The sequence below is a fragment of the Sphingosinicella sp. SM1-17 genome (assembly GCF_056821765.1).
The window spans coordinates 2,921,064-2,936,864 of the sequence record NZ_JBPDIO010000001.1 but is presented as its reverse complement, the minus strand read 5'-3'; the positions used below and the strand labels follow the sequence as shown (position 1 = coordinate 2,936,864).

The window sequence follows — 15,801 nt, the reverse complement described above, 5'->3', positions numbered from 1 at the left end:
ATCCTCTCTCGAAACGGGTGTTGGCGCGGCTTCTACCAGCGGCCGGGAGACGCCGCAAATCGGCCATTGCGCCGCGTCGGCGGGCTCCCTAACTCGCTCCGATGACCGCTACCCATTCTTCCAGAATGCTGATTCTGGGCTCCGGCCCCGCCGGACTCACCGCCGCCATCTATGCCGCTCGAGCGGGGCTCGCCCCGATCGTGGTTCAAGGCATCCAGCCGGGCGGCCAGCTGACCATCACCACGGACGTCGAAAACTATCCGGGCTTTGCCGATGTCATCCAGGGCCCGTGGCTGATGGAGCAGATGCAGAAGCAGGCCGAGCATGTCGGGGCCCGAATGGAGTGGGACCATATCGTCGAGGTCGATCTCTCCAAGCGCCCCTTCCGGATGCTGGGCGACAGCGGCACCGTCTATCTCGGCGACACCCTCGTCATCGCGACGGGAGCTCAGGCGAAATGGCTCAACCTGCCGACCGAGGAACGGCTGAAAGGCAAGGGAGTCTCCGCCTGCGCGACCTGCGACGGCTTCTTCTATCGCGGCAAGAAGGTGATCGTGATCGGCGGCGGAAACACCGCCGTCGAGGAAGCGCTGTACATGACCAACCACAGCCATGACGTCACTTTGATCCACCGCCGGGACTCGCTTCGGGCCGAAAAGATCCTGCAGGAGCGGCTGTTCGCCCATCCCAACATCAAGGTCATGTGGAACCGCGAGGTGGCGCAGTTCATCGGTGGCGGCGATCCGGAAGGACTGGTTGCGGTGGAGCTTCGCGATACTCTTAGTGGAGCGGTCGAGCGGCTCGACACCGAAGGCGCGTTCATCGCCATCGGCCATTCGCCGGCGACCGAACTGTTCCGCGGCCAGCTGGAACTGGACGAGGACGGCTACATCCCGGTGGAAAAGGGTACCAGCCGAACCAGCATTCCGGGCGTCTTCGCCTGCGGCGACGTCATGGACAAGGTGTACCGGCAGGCGGTGACTGCCGCCGGGACCGGCTGCATGGCCGCCCTGGACGCCGAGAAGTTTCTTGCCGAGGCGGATTTCGAGGCAAAGCCGGTCCGGAGCCTCCTGGAGGCCTGAGTCTCGGCTCCTGCCTGACGAACGACACGGGGAGGCGCCCGCGGAATCATCGAGCGGCTGGTTGCTTGTTGCGAAGGAGGAACCGATGCTGACCGGAGGTTGTCATTGCGGGGCGGTCCGTTACCGGATGCCCGAAGAGGTGGTCCATTCGAGCCTTTGTCACTGCGGCGACTGTCGCCGCTGTGCCGGTGCCCCCGTCGTCGCCTGGGCGGGGGTGAAGAGCGGCCAGCTCGAAGTCGAGGGCGAGCCGCAGACATACCAATCCTCGCCGAACGCGACCCGCTCCTTTTGTGCCAAGTGCGGTTCCGGGCTCTTCTACGTCAACGAAGAGGTTCTGCCGGGCTTGATCGACGTCCAGATCGCCACTCTCGACGATCCGGAAGCGCTGCCGCCGCAACTCCACGTCCAGGTCGCGGAGCGGATCGGCTGGATGGACGAAATGGACGGGCTGCCGCGATTTGCGCGTTACCCCGAACAGGCGTGACTATCAGGCGGCGGCGCGAAGCAGGAGAATCGTCGCCTTGCCGAAGCGGCGTTCCGCTTCGAGGGCAAGCCCCCGCGGAGGGGCGATCTCCTCCCCGCTGACCTCGACGCTCAGCCAGGCGCCGGGGGCGAGCCAGCCTTTCACCGAAATCCGGTCGAGGGCCGCCTGGGCGAGGCCGGCGCGATAGGGCGGGTCCATCAGGACGAGGTCGCAGGCGGCAGGGGGCGGCGCAGCATGCTCGACGCTTTGGGCGACGACCTCCGAGCGATGCTCGGCGCCAAGCTTGTCGATGTTGCGACGAAGTGCCTTCAGCGCCGCTGAGTCCTTCTCAACGAACAGGCATCGGGCAGCGCCGCGGGACAGCGCCTCCAGCCCGAGCGCGCCAGTGCCGGCGAACAGATCGGCGACCTGAAGCCCTTCGAAGCTTCCGAGGCGACTGGCGAGCATCGAGAACAGGCCCTCTCTCGCCCGGTCACTGGTCGGTCGAGTGTCCCTGCCTTCGGGCGCTTCGATTGCCCTTCCTCGCCAATCCCCGGCGATGATTCTCACCGGCGCCTTCTCCCCGTTTGGGAAGCCGCGCCTCTTGGCGCGCCTCCCTTCCGATCCAGACCCTCGCGAGGCGCGGGACGTCCTTCGACCGGGGCTCGGCGGGGTGCGGGCGAGTGAAGGGTTTTCCTGAACGCCACCAGATCGTGCTGGCGCACTTCCTCGATCGCTCCCGTGGGCAGGTCGGCGAGTTCGAAGGGACCGTAGGCGGTCCGGATCAGGCGGGACACCTTGAGGCCGAGATGCTCGAGCACGCGCCGGACTTCTCGGTTCTTGCCCTCCCTCAGCCGCATTTCGATCCATTGGTTGCGCCCGGTTCGGCGTTCGAGATTGGCGTCGATCGGGCCGTAGCGAATACCGTCGATTTCGACACCTTCGATCAGAGTCTCGAGTCGTTCCTGGCTGATCTCGCCGAAGGCGCGGGCGCGATAGGTGCGCTCGACTCCGGTTGCGGGAAGTTCGAGTTGGCGCTTCAGTTCCCCGTCGGTGGTGAGCAGGAGCAGCCCTTCGGTGTTCATGTCGAGCCGACCCACCGGCATCAATCGCGGCAAACCGCTCGGCAGCCGGTCGTAGATGGTCGGGCGCCCCTTCGGGTCGCGTTCGGTGGTGAGCAATCCCGAAGGCTTGTGGAACCGGAACAGCCTCGTCGGCGCGGGCGGCTTGACCGGCTTGCCGTCGACCGTGACTCCGTGGAGCGAGTTGAGCAGGGTTGCCGGAGTCTCGACAGGCTTGCCTTCGATCGCGATTCTCCCTTCGGCGATCATCCGTTCAACCTCGCGTCGTGACGCAATCCCGGCACGGGCGAGCAGCTTGGCAATCCGCTGAGGTTCGCGAGCAGAAGGCAGTTTTCGTCTCCGTCATGTCAGCCGGCTGGACGGCCCGACACGAATTCGCGTCCGGACGATTCAGCGCTGGGCACCAGCACCCGCATTCTTCGTTACGGTTTCAGACCGAACGCGGGAGACGGCCACTAACATGCTCTTTGGCAAGCGGGAAAGGTTGATCCGCCGGATCCTCGTCGTCGAGGACGAGCCGCTCGTCGCGTTCGACAATGAGTATCTCCTCAAGGACGCCGGCTACGAGGTCGTGGCGACGGTCGATACGCTCGACGCCGCTCGATCGGTGATCGAGTCCGAGCCTCTGGACCTCGTACTTACCGACATCAGGCTTGCCGGCGATGGCGACGGCACCGGAGTGGCGCGGATTGCCCGCCAGAAGGGCGTTCCCGTGCTTTTCGTCACCGCTCATCCGGCCGATGGCGGAAAGGGCCTGGGCCTCGGCTGTCTCGCCAAGCCTTATTCCGAAAAGGTGCTGAAGGGTGCGCTCGACGCGCTCGATCGGCACTTGCAGGGCAAGCATCTGAAGAAGCTTCCGCCACAGCTGACGCTCTACGAACAGGTCGGCGGTGATGGCGGTCAGGCGAGCGAAATTTCCACCTGATCGTGGAAATGGCGGATTCCGCTTTCGAGCGTGCCGAGGGTGATCTCTTCGATCGAACCCGAGGCGAGGCCGCATTGGCCCAAAGCGGCAGCGCGATAATCCTCTGCACCGAACACGCCCTCGTCGAGCAGGGACCAGCTTCGATCCCAATGATCCTCCTCTTCGGGCGTTCGCGGCGGCTCGGGAATCAGCATGAAGTCCTCGACGAGAGTGCGATCCACCGCCTGCGGCATCAGGACCATCAGGTTCACGTAATCCGGGCTCATGATCAGGATCGTCGCCGGAAACAGCTGATAGGCGAAGGTGATCGCCCCTCTCAGCGCCGCCCAGTCGGTCGGGTCGATCTGCGACAGATATTCCGTGCGTCCGACGGCGGATCGCTGGTGCCGTCCGATCGTGTCCGCGACGCTGATCCCGTCGGTGAAGAATCGGGCGATCGTCTGCGCATGCAGCCGCTGGACGTGATAGCCTTCCAGAAAGGCGTCCATGATCAGTTTCCAGTTCGCCCGAACGTCGTGGACTCGCCGGCGGTACAGATGATGTCCGGCCAGGCCGAAGGCGTCGAACTCCGGCGCAAGCGCCTGGGCATCGCTGAAGTCCTGTTCCTGGCGGGCGAACCAGATCAGTCCGCCCGACTCCATTGAGGGAAGTGCCCGGAGATGGTGCTTGGTCTTGTCGAGACCCGGAAAGGTATCGGGGCGAGGCAGTCCCGCGAGAGCGCCGTCCGCCAGATAGGTCCAGGCATGATAGGGGCAGACAATCCGCGGCGCCTTGTGGACGCCTTCGGCCTCTACCAGCCTCGTGCCGCGGTGGCGGCACACGTTCCAGAAGACATGAGCCTCGCCATTCTTGTCACGGGTCAGGAGCAGCGGAATCCCGAAGCCGTCATGAGCCACCGCCATGTTCGGCTCCGGCAGCAAAGCGGACGGTGCGACGACGATTGGCAGCCGGTCGAACAAACCGGCTTGTTCCGCAGCGAAACGGGCGGGATCGGTGTAGACGGATGCGGGTATCGTCGCGAGTCCGGCCCCCTCCGTCGCCTCGCCACCGGCCAGCAGGCGCGCCAGGTTGAGCTGCCCTTCGGTCGGGCGTTGCCGCGTTGGCATGTCCATGGCGGCATGGTGCGGCTTTGATGCGAGCAACGCAAGCGCCGAGCCGCTCGCAAAGTGACTTCCCGCACAACGCGCACTCGTTACAAAGACGCCATGAACGATTCCAGCACCGCCGCTCTGTCCAGCTGGCGCGACCGCCTGCCCGTGGGAGTGCGACCCTACACCGAGAAGGAGCCGCTTGCCGCCTTCTTCGTCGGCGTTTCGTCGGGCTTCCCCTTCGCGATGATCGGGGCGACGCTCACTACCCGACTGGCACAGGACGGAATCACCAAATCGACGGTGACGACCTTTGCGCTCGCCTTTCTCGTCTACAACTTCAAGTTCCTCTGGTCCTGGGTCGTCGACGGCGTTCGCCTTCCGGTCCTGCACCGCCTCGGTCAGCGAGTGTCCTGGCTGATCTTCGCCGGGGCGCTGGTCATCGCAGCGGTGACCAATCTCGCGCTGCAGGATCCATCCGCCAACATCTTCCAGACGGCGGTCGCGGCGATCCTGGTCGGTTTCGCCGGCGCGACGTTCGATATTGTCATCGATGCTTATCGAATTGAACTCCTTCAGCCTCGTCAGCTTGGGGTCGGGTCCGGCATGTCGCAATATGGGTGGCGGATCGGCTCGGTAGGCGCTGGTGCGCTGGCACTGGTTCTCGCTGCCCGTGTCGGATGGGAACTGGCCTATATCGCCTGCGCCGCCTTTGCTCTGCCGGCGATGCTGACAGGGCTGATCGTCGGCGAACCGGCGAGACATAGAGAGCCGGCAGAGCGCAAGGGCCTGCGACGGACCCTGACGGCCATCGTCGGCCCGTTCCTCGAATTTTTCCGGCGCAACGGTGCCATCCTGGTGCTCCTGTTCGTCCTTCTTCACAAGATTGGGGACACGCTCGGACAGCTCGTGCTGAGGCTGCTCCTGGACGACATGGGCTATTCGAATGACGAGATTGCAATCTATGACGTCGGCGTCGGCTTCTGGGCCTATCTGATCGGTATTTTCATCGGTGGCTGGCTCTACGCGCAGATCGGCATGAAGCGCTCGGTGCTGCTCAGCCTGATCCTGATGGGCGTGTCGAATGCGAGCTTTGCTCTTCTCGCCATGGCTGGCCATACCAACATCGGACTGGCGGCCTGCATGATCTTCGAGAATGTGGCGAGCGGGATCGGCGGCGTCGTCGTGATCGCTTATTTCTCGGCGCTCACCGACTTGCGGTTCACCGCCTCGCAATATGCGCTCATCTCGGCCGCGGCGAGCATTGTCGGGCGCGTTCTCACCGGCACCACCGCAGGGGCGATGGTCGAAAGCTTCGGGTTCGTGAACTTCTACTGGTTCACGACGGCGGCCGCCTTGCCCGGAATCCTTCTTTTCTGGTGGATGATGCACCGCGGGCTGATCGATGCCTCGGTGGGAACGGCGGGCAGGGAAGGCGAGGGCGACGTTCGCGCCCAGTCTCAACCCGGCGGCTGAGCGTTTGCCTTGAGCACCTCGCCGGCGAGATAAAGGGAGCCGAGGATCAGCACGACGGGCGGCTTTGCCCGGTCCGCATGCCGCGCGATCCAGCCCAGTGCATCCTCGACGTCGGTCGCGGCAATGGCGCTGATGCCATTCTCTTCCGCCACCCGCGCGAGCGCCTCGGGTGAATGATGTTCGTGGCCCGGCACGGGCACCGTGTGAAGAGTGATCGACCGGCCGCGGAACGGCCGGAGCGCCCCCGGGGCGTCCTTGTTGGCGAGAAGGCCAATGACGAGGTGAAACGGTCTTTCAGGCGGGACGTAGGCCCGGAAAAAGTCGGCCACGGCTCGTGCGGCTGCCGGATTGTGAGCACCGTCGAGCCAGAGCTCCGCTGCGGTCGGGAGTCGATTGAGGAGCGGCCCGGGAGCAAGCCGCTGAAGCCTCGCCGGCCACTCGGCCCAACCCATCGCCGCTCGGAAGGCCGATTCGGGGACGGAGAGACGGGACTGGTGGCGAAGCATGGCGACGGCAAGCGCTGCATTCATCGCCTGGTGACTGCCCGGCAATCTTGGCAGCGGCAGTGCGAGGGTCCCTGACGCGTCCTGATAGATCAGTTTCTCGCCCTGGATCCACGCGTCCCACCTGCCGCCGCGCGGAATCCAGTCCGCGCCTGCACTCGCCGCTGCCTGCGCGACCCGGTCGGCCGGCCGCTGCGAATAACGCTGCGTGACCAGCGGCACCCCCTGTTTCGCAATTCCGGCTTTCTCCCCGGCCACCTGTTCCAGCCGATCCCCCAGAAAAGCGGCGTGATCGAGCGCGAGCTGAGCAATCCCGCAGACGAGCGGAGACTCGATCACGTTGGTCGCGTCGAGGCGGCCGCCGAGGCCGACCTCCACGATGCAGGCGTCGGCCGGGTTCCGGGCAAAGGCCAGGAAAGCGGCTGCGGTCGTCGCTTCGAAGAAGCTGATCTCCATGCCTTGTGCGGCATCGAGCGTTTCGGCGAGCAATTCGGCGAGCGAAGCGTCGTCGATAAGTCGGCCGCCGAGTCGGATACGCTCGTTGAACCGGACCAGATGCGGACTGGTATAGACGTGGGCGGTGAGGCCGGCAGCCTCGATCGCCGCCCGAAGATGGGCGCAGGTCGAGCCTTTGCCGTTGGTGCCTGCGACGTGGAGAACCGGCGGCAGCGCCGCTTCCGGATTGCCGAGACGACCAAGTAGCCTGGAAATCCGCTCCAGCCCGAGAATGTCCCGGCCGGGTGAGAGCCTGGCCAGCCGTTCGAGCTGTGCCTGAACGCCCGGATGATCCGAAACCGCGCGGTCGGCCACCTGGGTCTAGGCCGCCTCGCGCTGGGGTGCGAGATAGTCGAGCAGAAGCGCGAGCTGCTTCTTCAGGTCGCGGCGGTGCACGACCATGTCGACCATTCCGTGTTCAAGCAGATATTCGGCGCGCTGGAAGCCCTGGGGTAGCTTTTCGCGGATGGTCGATTCGATCACTCTCTGGCCGGCGAACCCGATCAGAGCGCCCGGTTCGGCGATCTGGACATCGCCGAGCATGGCGTAGGATGCGGTGACTCCGCCCGTCGTGGGATCCGTCAGGACGACGATATAGGGAAGTCCCGCTTCCTTCAGTTCCGCGATGGCTACGGTCGTCTTCGGCATCTGCATCAGCGAGAGAATGCCTTCCTGCATTCTTGCTCCGCCGGCGGCGGTGACGATGACATAGGGTGATCGGTCCTCGATCGCGGCTCGCACTCCGGAAACGAATGCGGCGCCGACTGCCAGCCCCATCGAGCCGCCCATGAAGGCGAAGTCCTGAACGCCGACCACCGCAGCATGTCCGTCGACGGTGCCACGGGCATTCAGGAGGGCGTCGGGCTCGCCGGTCTGCTGGCGGGCAGCCTTGATGCGATCGGTGTAGCGCTTTGAGTCGCGGAACTTCAGCGGATCTTCGCGAACCTGAGGCGGCGGCAGGACAGTATAGCCGGGATCGAGCAGCATCTCGAACCGCCACCTCGGCCCGATGCGCCCATGATGTTCGCAGCGCGGGCAGACGAAGAGATTCTCCTCATACTCCTTCGTGAACACCATGGCGTCGCATTCGGGGCATTTGTGCCACAGATTGTCCGGCGTTTCGCGCTTGGGCAGAAACGGGATCTTGTTGCGAACGCGGTTGAGCCAGCTCATCCTTCTCTCCTAGGGACTCGTGTCCCGGCCAAGCGCCCTTGCGGTTCGACGGTAAGGGTGCATCGGGCGACAAGACAAATGATAACATGATGGCCGTTGAGTCCGCTCGGAGCTTCAAGGATCATGGTTCGATGCCGCCGATAAGCTGCGGCGTCAGGCAAGTCTACAACGTCGCTTCGATCGCCCGCGCGGCCTGATCCGGGTCGGCGGCCTGGGTAATCGGGCGGCCGATGACCAGTATGGAAGCGCCGCTGTCGAGCGCTTCGCGTGGGGTCATCACCCGCTTCTGGTCGCCCACATCGGCATCCGCCGGGCGGATACCCGGCACCACGAAGAAGCCGTCCGGCCACAGCTTCTTGGCCGTTGCTGCCTCGCGACCGGAGCAGACGACGCCGTCGAGTCCCGCTTCACGCGCGAGGGCCGTCAGCCGCTCGACCTGGGAACGGCTGTCGTCGGCGACGCCGACGGAAGCGAGGTCCGTGTCATCGAGGCTGGTGAGTACGGTGACTCCGACGACTCTGGTTCCTGCCGGTGCAGCCGCCTTGGCTTCCTCCATCATGGCTCTCCCTCCGCCAGCATGGACCGTCAGGATGGCAGGTTCGAGCGGCCGGAGCGCCTGGACGGCCTTGGCGACCGTGTTGGGGATGTCGTGAAGCTTGAGGTCCAGGAAAATAGGCAGGCCGAGATCCGCCATGGCCTGAACGCCCTCCGGGCCGTTGGCGCAGTAGAATTCCAGCCCCAGCTTCAGACCCCCGACATGATTTCGAACCCTTTCCGCAAGCGATCGGGCCCGGGCCAGAACGGGCGTGTCTAGAGCGACGAAGATCGAACTCTTCATGCGTTCGGCCAGACCTTGCTGTCCGTTGCCAGCCTTTCTCCTTCCGGAACGTTCCGCGACCCCGTGCCCGGCGCATTGGCGACATGCACCGGTCCTTGCGGTTCCAGTCGGCGCCGAAGAGTCCAGATCCGCGCACGATAGATGATGAAGGTGGGGAGGAACCCGATCAGAAAGGCGGCGAGCAGCAGCACGGGCAGCTTAACGTCGGCCTGCAGACCGCTCCACAGATCGATCGTGACGGTGTCCCAGTTTGCGCGGGCGAACAGCACCAGCACCACAGCAACCATCACCCAGAACAGGGTCTTCAAAAACTGCATCTCACCGCCCTTCCTTGACTCGTCTCCTCTCGCAAAACGGGCGCGCCGTCCAGTGCCGGCGCCTGCTCACCCCACTTCCTGCTCCAGTTCGTGGAACAGATTGGGGATCGCGATGAGCCGATCCTTCTCCTCGGCCAGGATCGCTCGAAAGATTGCGCGTTTCAAAGAGGCAATCTCCGTATCGGGCAGGCGCTGTTCCTCGCTTAGCGTCGAGAGAGTTATGTCGATCAGGCGGTCGGCTCCGTGAAGCCGCCCCCAGAGATAATCGTTCTCACGATAGGCTCGGCTGAAAAAGGCCCCGAAGCTGTTGAACTGAATGCCCTTCAGGGTGGCCGCGGTTCCGCCCTTGCGAATCGCGACCGCGTCGTCGGGCGAGATCCGGTCCACCTTGATCGGGTCGAATTCGTCGAGTCCGTCACCCTGGAGGAGCGGCAGGGTTGCGACGTCGTAGAAGGGATAGCCCAGATAGATGAGGATCAGCTTGCGACGGTCCGGCTTGGGCAAGGCGGAGAGGGTCTCGGTCAGTCGGAGATCGGTTTCCTCGTCGAGCGGTCGCAAGTTGAGAACTCGTGCCAGTGCATCCATGGCCGCGGCAGGGTTGCTCGCCGCCTCCCGACAGGCCTGGCCGCAATTCTCGTCGATCTGCTCCGCCTTTCGGTTCTGGTAGCGGGAAAGCAGGTCGTTCAGGAGTCGCCGAACGGCCTCGATATCCGCGCGCGATTCGAGCAGCTGCGAGGCCCGGCGGGCGACGAAACGGAGCCGGCGGGTGCGGAAGCCGACGTCGAAGTCGCGCAGAAAGGTGATGACTTCCGGCATCGTCCCGCGAGCACTGACCGCCTCCGGACTGACCAGCCCGAGGCTTCGAACATGATCCCAGATGGCTCGCCTCATTTCCTGTTTGTCGCCTTGGCCGTTGCCGAGCCGGAATATGGCCTCGACGGCATCCTCGACGACTGCGGCGATCTTCAGATGAGCGTAAGCGGCGTAAGCATAGCCGGCGCTTCGAGCGGCCAATTCGTGCGCTCGGCTTCTCCATCCGGCCAATCGCCTTGGCGTCGGACTGGTCAGGAAGAAGCTGGCACCGACCGCGCGTTCGATCTCCGCCTCCACTTCCGGCTGCATCGCCGCGACGATCCGGCGCAGCCGACGGATCCGGCCGGACAGCCGTTCAATCCGCTCGAGATTGTCGCGAATGGGTTGCTCGCGAGGAATGTCCGAGAGTGCCCCGAGAATCGTGGCGAAGAATCCCGGTGTCTCGGTTTCGTTGTCGCCAGTCAGGCCGATGCTTTTGATTCCCGGTTTGGGATCGATGTAGACGAATCGGCGGTCGACTTCGCGCCGCGCTGGCCGCTTCTCGAGCGCCGCGATACATGGCCGGAACGGGGCGTTGGCGAGAACCGAACCGTCGATCAGTACGGCATTGTCGATTTCCCCGGCGGCTGAATGGCGGGGCAGGGCCGAGGCGAGGAAGGAATCACGCTCGGGCCAGCTTCGCCCCCGCTGATCGAGCACCTGATCGAGCTCTCTGACCATGAACGGTGGGAAGGCTCCGGGGAAGCTGGCCGTTGCTCGGGCGGCGAAGGTCAGCCCGACCGGATCGGCAAAGCGACGGTTCGATCCACCCGGATCCTGAAAGGCGAGGGTGAGCCGGTGTTCGCGCTCGATCACCTCAGGGGGCGAATTGAGCTCGAGCTCCTGTGGGTAGCCGCGAAAATCGGTGACCGTGACGAACAGATCCAGCGGTTGATATCCCGGCAGAAGCGGCGCTCCGCAGGGCTGACCGTCCATGGCGTCGAAGGCGTCGAGAAGCAGATGGGTGAAGCCGGGGCCGCCAAATGGTGGCGTGAACCACTTGGCTCGAACGAAATTGGCAAGCTTTGCGCGAACTTCCGCTCGGTGGGCCGGCTCCACCGTCTGGTCGACCGTGCCGGAGCGCGAGGAGAGCGCCCAGGCGAGCGGGACGGCGGCTGATTTGGCGAAGCGCGAGACTCGGCCGACCTCCGGATCAAGCAGCCGATCGACGTCGGCCGCTTCGAGCCACAGATCGGTCAGCGGGTCGAGCGAACGGCCGCTGGCTATGGCGTGGGACAGGAAAATGGCGTTGATTCCCCCGGCACTCGCACCCGCAAGAATGTCGACGATGACTCGCAGGCTGAGATCGCCAGTGTCGCGAATGCGGGTCAGCAGATTGTGATACACCTCCTCACTGCCGCCGCCGGGCGACTCGCCCGCGTGGAAGGCACGGCTCGCTCGAGCAAGACGCCAGATTTCCTTGGTAATCCCGTGCATGTAGACGGCTAGGCTGATGCCGCCGTAGCAGACGAGGGCGATCCGAAGCTCTTTTTCCCGCATCGGTGCGAAGGTGGCAGGAAGCCGCAACGCTGTCGAGCGAGAGCGACGGCCGTGGATGGCCGCTATCTTTCGGCTGGTCGTCGCGATAAGGCTCCCGCTGCCGGACAGATGCGGGAAGAACCGGCGTTCACTGGGTTTTTGCCGGATTCGTTGCTTTGAAGCGCCTCGTCACGTTCCTCATCATCGGCCTCTCGCTCTTGGGTCTGGCCTGGGCCGCCAGCATTCAGTTCACCAATCCTGCGCAAAGCTCTGCGAAGGAAGAAGGCGGCGCCCGCTTCGTCCTTCCTGTCGGTGAAGCGGAGTCGAGCCAACCGAGCCTGATCGACTATTCGCGTCTGGATCAGCGGCTGCAGCAGTTGATGCAGGATCCTGGAATGGTGGGCCTTGCCGTCGCGGTCGTGGAGGACGGTCAGATCCGCTTTGCCAAGGGCTATGGCGAAACCGTTGCCGGGAGCGGCGATTCGGTGACCACCGGAACGGTTTTCCGCTGGGCTTCGCTTTCAAAGGGCGTCGCCGGAGACATGATCGCCTTGCTTGCAGCCCAGAATCGCCTTTCGCTCTACGACCCCGTCAGTCGCTATGCGCCGTCGCTTCGACTGCCCGGCGGGGCGGAGTCGATCGCAACGGTTTCAGACCTTCTGACTCATCGGCTCGGTCTGTTCTCGCACGCTCAGGACAGCAAGCTCGAGGACGGCATGGACCCGAGGTTTCTGAGGTCCAGCCTTGCGGGCCTCAACAGCATCTGTCCGCCCGGTCAGTGCCACGCTTATCAGAACGTGGCCTTTGATGCCGCTTCGGAGATCGTCGAAAGGGTGACTGGAAAACCGTATGCCCAGGCGGTGCAGGAGCAGCTGTTCAGACCATTGGGTATGAACGGCACGAGCTTCAGCCGGGACGCGCTGGTGAACGCTCGAAGCTGGGCGCGGCCGCACGCCGGTGGCCGCAACTCTCGCCCGGTCGAGGTCACTGAACCTTATTACCGGGTCCCAGCGGCGGGCGGAGTCAACGGCACCATCGAGGACCTGGCGATCTGGATGCTGGCGCAGACCGGCGCCGCTTCGGATGTTCTCCCGGCCGAAGTTCTGCGGGAGGTCCAGACACCCCGTGCCCACACTCCGGGCGAAACGGCTCGGCGGCGCAAGTTCAGGGAGCGGACCGCGAGTTCCAGCTACGGACTCGGCTGGCGGATTTTCGACTATGCCGGCCACAAGGTGGTAGGCCATCACGGTGGAGTTCGGGGCTATCGTTCGCTGATCCTGTTCGACCCCGCTCGGCGTTCGGGCGTCGTGGCGCTGTGGAACAGTTCGAGCGGCCGGCCCAACGGCATCGAATATGAAGTCATGGACATGCTTTACGGTCTGCCCTTCCGCGACTGGCTCGCAATCGACGAGCGCAGCCGGGCCGCCCAGCCGGAGCCGGCGCGGCCGGACAATGAGGGGGATGGCAACGACTGAATCGTTTCGGCCGGCCGAATCCGGGCCCAGACGGGGAGGTGATCGGAGGCGCGTCGCGCGGTGGCGCTGTCATGCGCACCGGAGGCGAGGATTTCGAGGTCCGGACTGACCATGATCCGGTCGAGTTGAGCGATCGGCCGACGGGCATGGAAGCTCCGCCCGCAGGGAGCGAAGAGATGTTGGGCGGCGAAGTCGCGTAGACAGCCGCCCTGAGTACTCCACTCGTTCAGATCGCCCATCAGCACCGTCGAGAATCCTCCGGTCCGCTCCTGGAGATGGGTCAGGATGGCAAGGGCCTGTCGGCGTCGCCACAGTCCCGAAAGGTCGAGATGCATCCCGACCACTCGCAAACGGGTGTCGCCTACCTGCAATTCTGCCAGGACGGCCCCTCGAGGCTCGAGCGAGGGAAGCTGAAGCACAGCCTGGCCAAGGATCTCGACATTCTTTCGAACCAGCATGGCATTGCCATGGAAGCCGATGCTTTCCACTCGGACGTCGAAATCGACCGGCTTGTAGTCGCTGTGCCTTTCGATGAGATCGAGCGGAAGGGCACTGATCCGAGCGCCGAAGCGACGGTCGGCCTCCTGAAGCGCGACGACATCGGCGTCGAGCTCGTTGAGGACTTCGATCGTGCGCTCCGGCCGCCGCCGGCGATCGGTGCCGATCGCCTTGCGCATGTTGTAACTGGCCACGCGGATCATGTTCGCCCTGCTGTGGCCATCCGCCCGATCGTGCGCAATATTCAATGTGGGCGGGCGTCGTTCAGCTTTCCAAGCAAATGATCGAGCGCCTTTGCGGCTTTGTCGGCGGCCGCACCGACCGCATCCTCGACCCGCTGCGCGTCGGCATGCACGGCGAGCGGATCGTGTCCGCTCGGTCGGACCTCGAGGCTCACACGTTTGTCTGTCCCACCCTTGCTGCCATTCGTATCGGATACATGAAGCTCGACATGAGTCAGCCGCCGCTCGAAGCGCCGCAGCTTCTGCCGGATTCGCTGCTCCAGCCGCTCATTCGCTTCGGCGTCGGACTTGATCTGATTGTCGGTGTTGATCTGGACGAACAAGGGAACCTCCACGCTGTCTGTGCCGGTGATAATGCGGCGCACGGCTGCGACGTTCCATGATCCGGATTTGATCTGGATGTTCACCCTGCGTTCCGCTAGCCTCCCGAACATGGCAAAGCCGAAGAAACGCTACACGTGCCAGCTCTGCGGCTCTGTCAGCAATCGCTGGGTGGGACAGTGCCCAGACTGCGGCGAATGGAACAGTCTGGTCGAGGATCAGGCTGGAGTCGTCACGCCCTTCTCGGCAAAGCACGATCTTCGCGGGGGTGGTCGGCGGATCGAACTCGTTGCTCTCGACAGCGCGGTCGCGCTGCCGGATCGGATCGGAACCGGAATTGCCGAATTCGACCGAGCGCTCGGGGGCGGCCTCGTTGCCGGATCGGCGACCCTGATCGGCGGCGATCCCGGCATCGGTAAATCGACGCTCCTGCTGCAGGCTGCGGCAAGGGTTGCCGCGAAGGGCCTCGGCGTCGCCTACATTTCCGGAGAGGAGGCGGCGGACCAGGTCAGGTTGCGGGCGCGCCGTCTGGGCCTCGCTGCCGCTCCGCTCCGCCTGGCCGCCGCTACCTCCGTCCGTGACATCCTCACGACTCTGGCCGATTCGGCGCCGCCGGCGCTGATCGTCATCGACTCGATCCAGACCATGTATTCCGACCTGATCGAAGGAGCGCCGGGAACGGTCAGCCAGGTTCGGGCCTCCGCCCATGAGCTGATCCGCTTCGCAAAGGAGAGTGGGGCGGCTCTCGTCCTCGTCGGCCATGTCACCAAGGACGGAGCCATTGCCGGCCCAAGGGTGCTGGAGCACATGGTCGACACGGTACTGAGTTTCGAAGGCGAACGAAGCCATCAGTACCGGATTCTCCGAGCCGTCAAGAACCGGTTCGGCGGTACCGACGAGATCGGAGTCTTCGCCATGGCCGAGGGTGGCCTGGCCGAAGTCTCCAATCCGTCGGCCCTCTTCCTCACCCACCGGGGGGAGGCTGTGCCGGGGGCAGTAGTATTTCCCGCGCTTGAGGGCACCCGGCCGGTCCTGGTGGAGATTCAGGCGCTCACCGTTCGACTCGCGAGCGGCGCGACCCCTCGCCGGGCCGCCGTGGGTTGGGATTCAGGGCGGTTGGCGATGATTCTCGCCGTGCTCGAAGCGCGATGCGGTCTCAGCTTCTCGACCGCCGAGGTCTATCTCAACGTCGCCGGAGGCTATCGGGTGACCGACCCTGCCGCAGACATGGCAGTGGCGGCGGCCCTGGTTTCGGCGTTGGCCGAACGGCCGGTTCCGGCCGAGACCATCGCCTTTGGCGAGGTTGCGCTGTCCGGTGAGCTTCGGCCCGTGGCCCATGCCGCCCTTCGACTCAAGGAGGCGGCGAAACTCGGCTTCGAGCGCGCGCTCGTTCCTGCCGCGCTCGCTGACGACAAGGCTGTGCTGGCCTCGTCGGGATTCCCGACGCTGGCGCAGCTCGTCGACCATCTCCTGGGCCGGGCCTGAGAGTCCC

At 64.7% G+C, this 15,801-nt stretch carries 14 protein-coding genes and 2 pseudogenes; 6 read left to right on the top strand and 10 right to left on the bottom strand.

The features are described from left to right. Positions 1–101 precede the first annotated feature (101 nt). Together trxB and ACRYLT_RS14685 are read left to right on the top strand one after the other, a co-directional pair. Positions 102–1,082, top strand: a complete 981-nt coding sequence (gene trxB, locus ACRYLT_RS14690; RefSeq protein WP_482664827.1) for a thioredoxin-disulfide reductase — start codon at positions 102–104, stop codon at positions 1,080–1,082. An 85-nt stretch (positions 1,083–1,167) separates the two neighbouring features. Continuing rightward, on the top strand, positions 1,168–1,566 hold the full coding sequence (locus ACRYLT_RS14685; protein ID WP_482664826.1) for a GFA family protein: 399 nt from the start codon (positions 1,168–1,170) through the stop codon (positions 1,564–1,566). Between the two features lie 3 nt (positions 1,567–1,569). Here ACRYLT_RS14685 and rsmD read toward each other — a convergent pair whose 3' ends face one another. Further along, positions 1,570–2,115, bottom strand: coding sequence for a 16S rRNA (guanine(966)-N(2))-methyltransferase RsmD (gene rsmD / locus ACRYLT_RS14680; RefSeq protein WP_482664825.1), 546 nt, complete (start codon positions 2,113–2,115; stop codon positions 1,570–1,572). Between the two features lie 116 nt (positions 2,116–2,231). Beyond that, a pseudogene (locus tag ACRYLT_RS14675) lies at positions 2,232–2,942 on the bottom strand (pseudouridine synthase); the annotation flags it as partial. A 145-nt stretch (positions 2,943–3,087) separates the two neighbouring features. On the opposite strand from ACRYLT_RS14675, the gene ACRYLT_RS14670 reads away from it, so the two are divergent. Next, positions 3,088–3,552, top strand: coding sequence for a response regulator (locus tag ACRYLT_RS14670; protein ID WP_482664824.1), 465 nt, complete (start codon positions 3,088–3,090; stop codon positions 3,550–3,552). Here the strand turns inward: ACRYLT_RS14670 and ACRYLT_RS14665 are convergent. Beyond that, entirely contained in the window at positions 3,528–4,664 is a 1,137-nt protein-coding gene (locus ACRYLT_RS14665; protein ID WP_482664823.1) for an aromatic ring-hydroxylating oxygenase subunit alpha, read from the bottom strand. The two genes, ACRYLT_RS14670 and ACRYLT_RS14665, sit on opposite strands and share 25 nt — an antisense overlap. 93 nt (positions 4,665–4,757) lie before the next feature. Here ACRYLT_RS14665 and ACRYLT_RS14660 point away from each other — a divergent pair, with 93 nt between their 5' ends. Next, entirely contained in the window at positions 4,758–6,116 is a 1,359-nt protein-coding gene (locus ACRYLT_RS14660; protein ID WP_482664822.1) for an AmpG family muropeptide MFS transporter, read from the top strand. Here the strand turns inward: ACRYLT_RS14660 and ACRYLT_RS14655 are convergent. From ACRYLT_RS14655 to ACRYLT_RS14635, 5 genes are all read right to left on the bottom strand, one after another. Next, entirely contained in the window at positions 6,101–7,429 is a 1,329-nt protein-coding gene (locus tag ACRYLT_RS14655; protein ID WP_482664821.1) for a bifunctional folylpolyglutamate synthase/dihydrofolate synthase, read from the bottom strand. The genes ACRYLT_RS14660 and ACRYLT_RS14655 overlap by 16 nt on opposite strands. Positions 7,430–7,435: 6 nt before the next feature. Beyond that, on the bottom strand, positions 7,436–8,287 hold the full coding sequence (accD, locus tag ACRYLT_RS14650; protein ID WP_482664820.1) for an acetyl-CoA carboxylase, carboxyltransferase subunit beta: 852 nt from the start codon (positions 8,285–8,287) through the stop codon (positions 7,436–7,438). A gap of 163 nt (positions 8,288–8,450) precedes the next feature. Next, entirely contained in the window at positions 8,451–9,125 is a 675-nt protein-coding gene (gene pyrF / locus ACRYLT_RS14645) for an orotidine-5'-phosphate decarboxylase (protein WP_482664819.1), read from the bottom strand. Then, positions 9,122–9,442, bottom strand: coding sequence for a lipopolysaccharide assembly protein LapA domain-containing protein (locus tag ACRYLT_RS14640; protein ID WP_482664818.1), 321 nt, complete (start codon positions 9,440–9,442; stop codon positions 9,122–9,124). The genes pyrF and ACRYLT_RS14640 overlap by 4 nt, the downstream gene beginning before the upstream one ends. 66 nt (positions 9,443–9,508) lie before the next feature. Beyond that, positions 9,509–11,794, bottom strand: coding sequence for a patatin-like protein (locus ACRYLT_RS14635; protein ID WP_482664817.1), 2,286 nt, complete (start codon positions 11,792–11,794; stop codon positions 9,509–9,511). Positions 11,795–11,949: 155 nt separating this feature from the next. Here ACRYLT_RS14635 and ACRYLT_RS14630 point away from each other — a divergent pair, with 155 nt between their 5' ends. Next, a complete protein-coding gene (locus ACRYLT_RS14630) occupies positions 11,950–13,248 on the top strand; it encodes a serine hydrolase domain-containing protein (protein ID WP_482664816.1) in 1,299 nt (432 codons plus the stop codon). Between the two features lie 14 nt (positions 13,249–13,262). Here ACRYLT_RS14630 and ACRYLT_RS14625 read toward each other — a convergent pair. Both ACRYLT_RS14625 and ACRYLT_RS14620 read right to left on the bottom strand, forming a co-directional pair. Then, positions 13,263–13,949: pseudogene (locus ACRYLT_RS14625) on the bottom strand (endonuclease/exonuclease/phosphatase family protein); the annotation flags it as partial. Between the two features lie 41 nt (positions 13,950–13,990). Further along, entirely contained in the window at positions 13,991–14,422 is a 432-nt protein-coding gene (locus ACRYLT_RS14620) for an HPF/RaiA family ribosome-associated protein (protein ID WP_482664815.1), read from the bottom strand. Here ACRYLT_RS14620 and radA point away from each other — a divergent pair. Continuing rightward, the gene (gene radA, locus ACRYLT_RS14615) at positions 14,421–15,794 is read left to right on the top strand and encodes a DNA repair protein RadA (protein ID WP_482664814.1); all 1,374 of its coding nucleotides are present in this window, start codon (positions 14,421–14,423) and stop codon (positions 15,792–15,794) included. The genes ACRYLT_RS14620 and radA overlap by 2 nt on opposite strands. Positions 15,795–15,801 lie beyond the last annotated feature (7 nt).

What these genes read in the sequence shown, in the direction of transcription:
- ACRYLT_RS14665 (WP_482664823.1), bottom strand. Translation starts at nt 4,664, where the DNA reads ATGGACATGCCAACGCGGCAACGCCCGACCGAAGGGCAGCTCAACCTG.
- ACRYLT_RS14635 (WP_482664817.1), bottom strand. Translation starts at nt 11,794, where the DNA reads ATGCGGGAAAAAGAGCTTCGGATCGCCCTCGTCTGCTACGGCGGCATC.
- pyrF (WP_482664819.1), bottom strand. Translation starts at nt 9,125, where the DNA reads ATGAAGAGTTCGATCTTCGTCGCTCTAGACACGCCCGTTCTGGCCCGG.
- ACRYLT_RS14685 (WP_482664826.1), top strand. Translation starts at nt 1,168, where the DNA reads ATGCTGACCGGAGGTTGTCATTGCGGGGCGGTCCGTTACCGGATGCCC.
- ACRYLT_RS14660 (WP_482664822.1), top strand. Translation starts at nt 4,758, where the DNA reads ATGAACGATTCCAGCACCGCCGCTCTGTCCAGCTGGCGCGACCGCCTG.
- ACRYLT_RS14640 (WP_482664818.1), bottom strand. Translation starts at nt 9,442, where the DNA reads ATGCAGTTTTTGAAGACCCTGTTCTGGGTGATGGTTGCTGTGGTGCTG.
- ACRYLT_RS14670 (WP_482664824.1), top strand. Translation starts at nt 3,088, where the DNA reads ATGCTCTTTGGCAAGCGGGAAAGGTTGATCCGCCGGATCCTCGTCGTC.
- accD (WP_482664820.1), bottom strand. Translation starts at nt 8,287, where the DNA reads ATGAGCTGGCTCAACCGCGTTCGCAACAAGATCCCGTTTCTGCCCAAG.
- radA (WP_482664814.1), top strand. Translation starts at nt 14,421, where the DNA reads ATGGCAAAGCCGAAGAAACGCTACACGTGCCAGCTCTGCGGCTCTGTC.
- trxB (WP_482664827.1), top strand. Translation starts at nt 102, where the DNA reads ATGACCGCTACCCATTCTTCCAGAATGCTGATTCTGGGCTCCGGCCCC.
- ACRYLT_RS14620 (WP_482664815.1), bottom strand. Translation starts at nt 14,422, where the DNA reads ATGTTCGGGAGGCTAGCGGAACGCAGGGTGAACATCCAGATCAAATCC.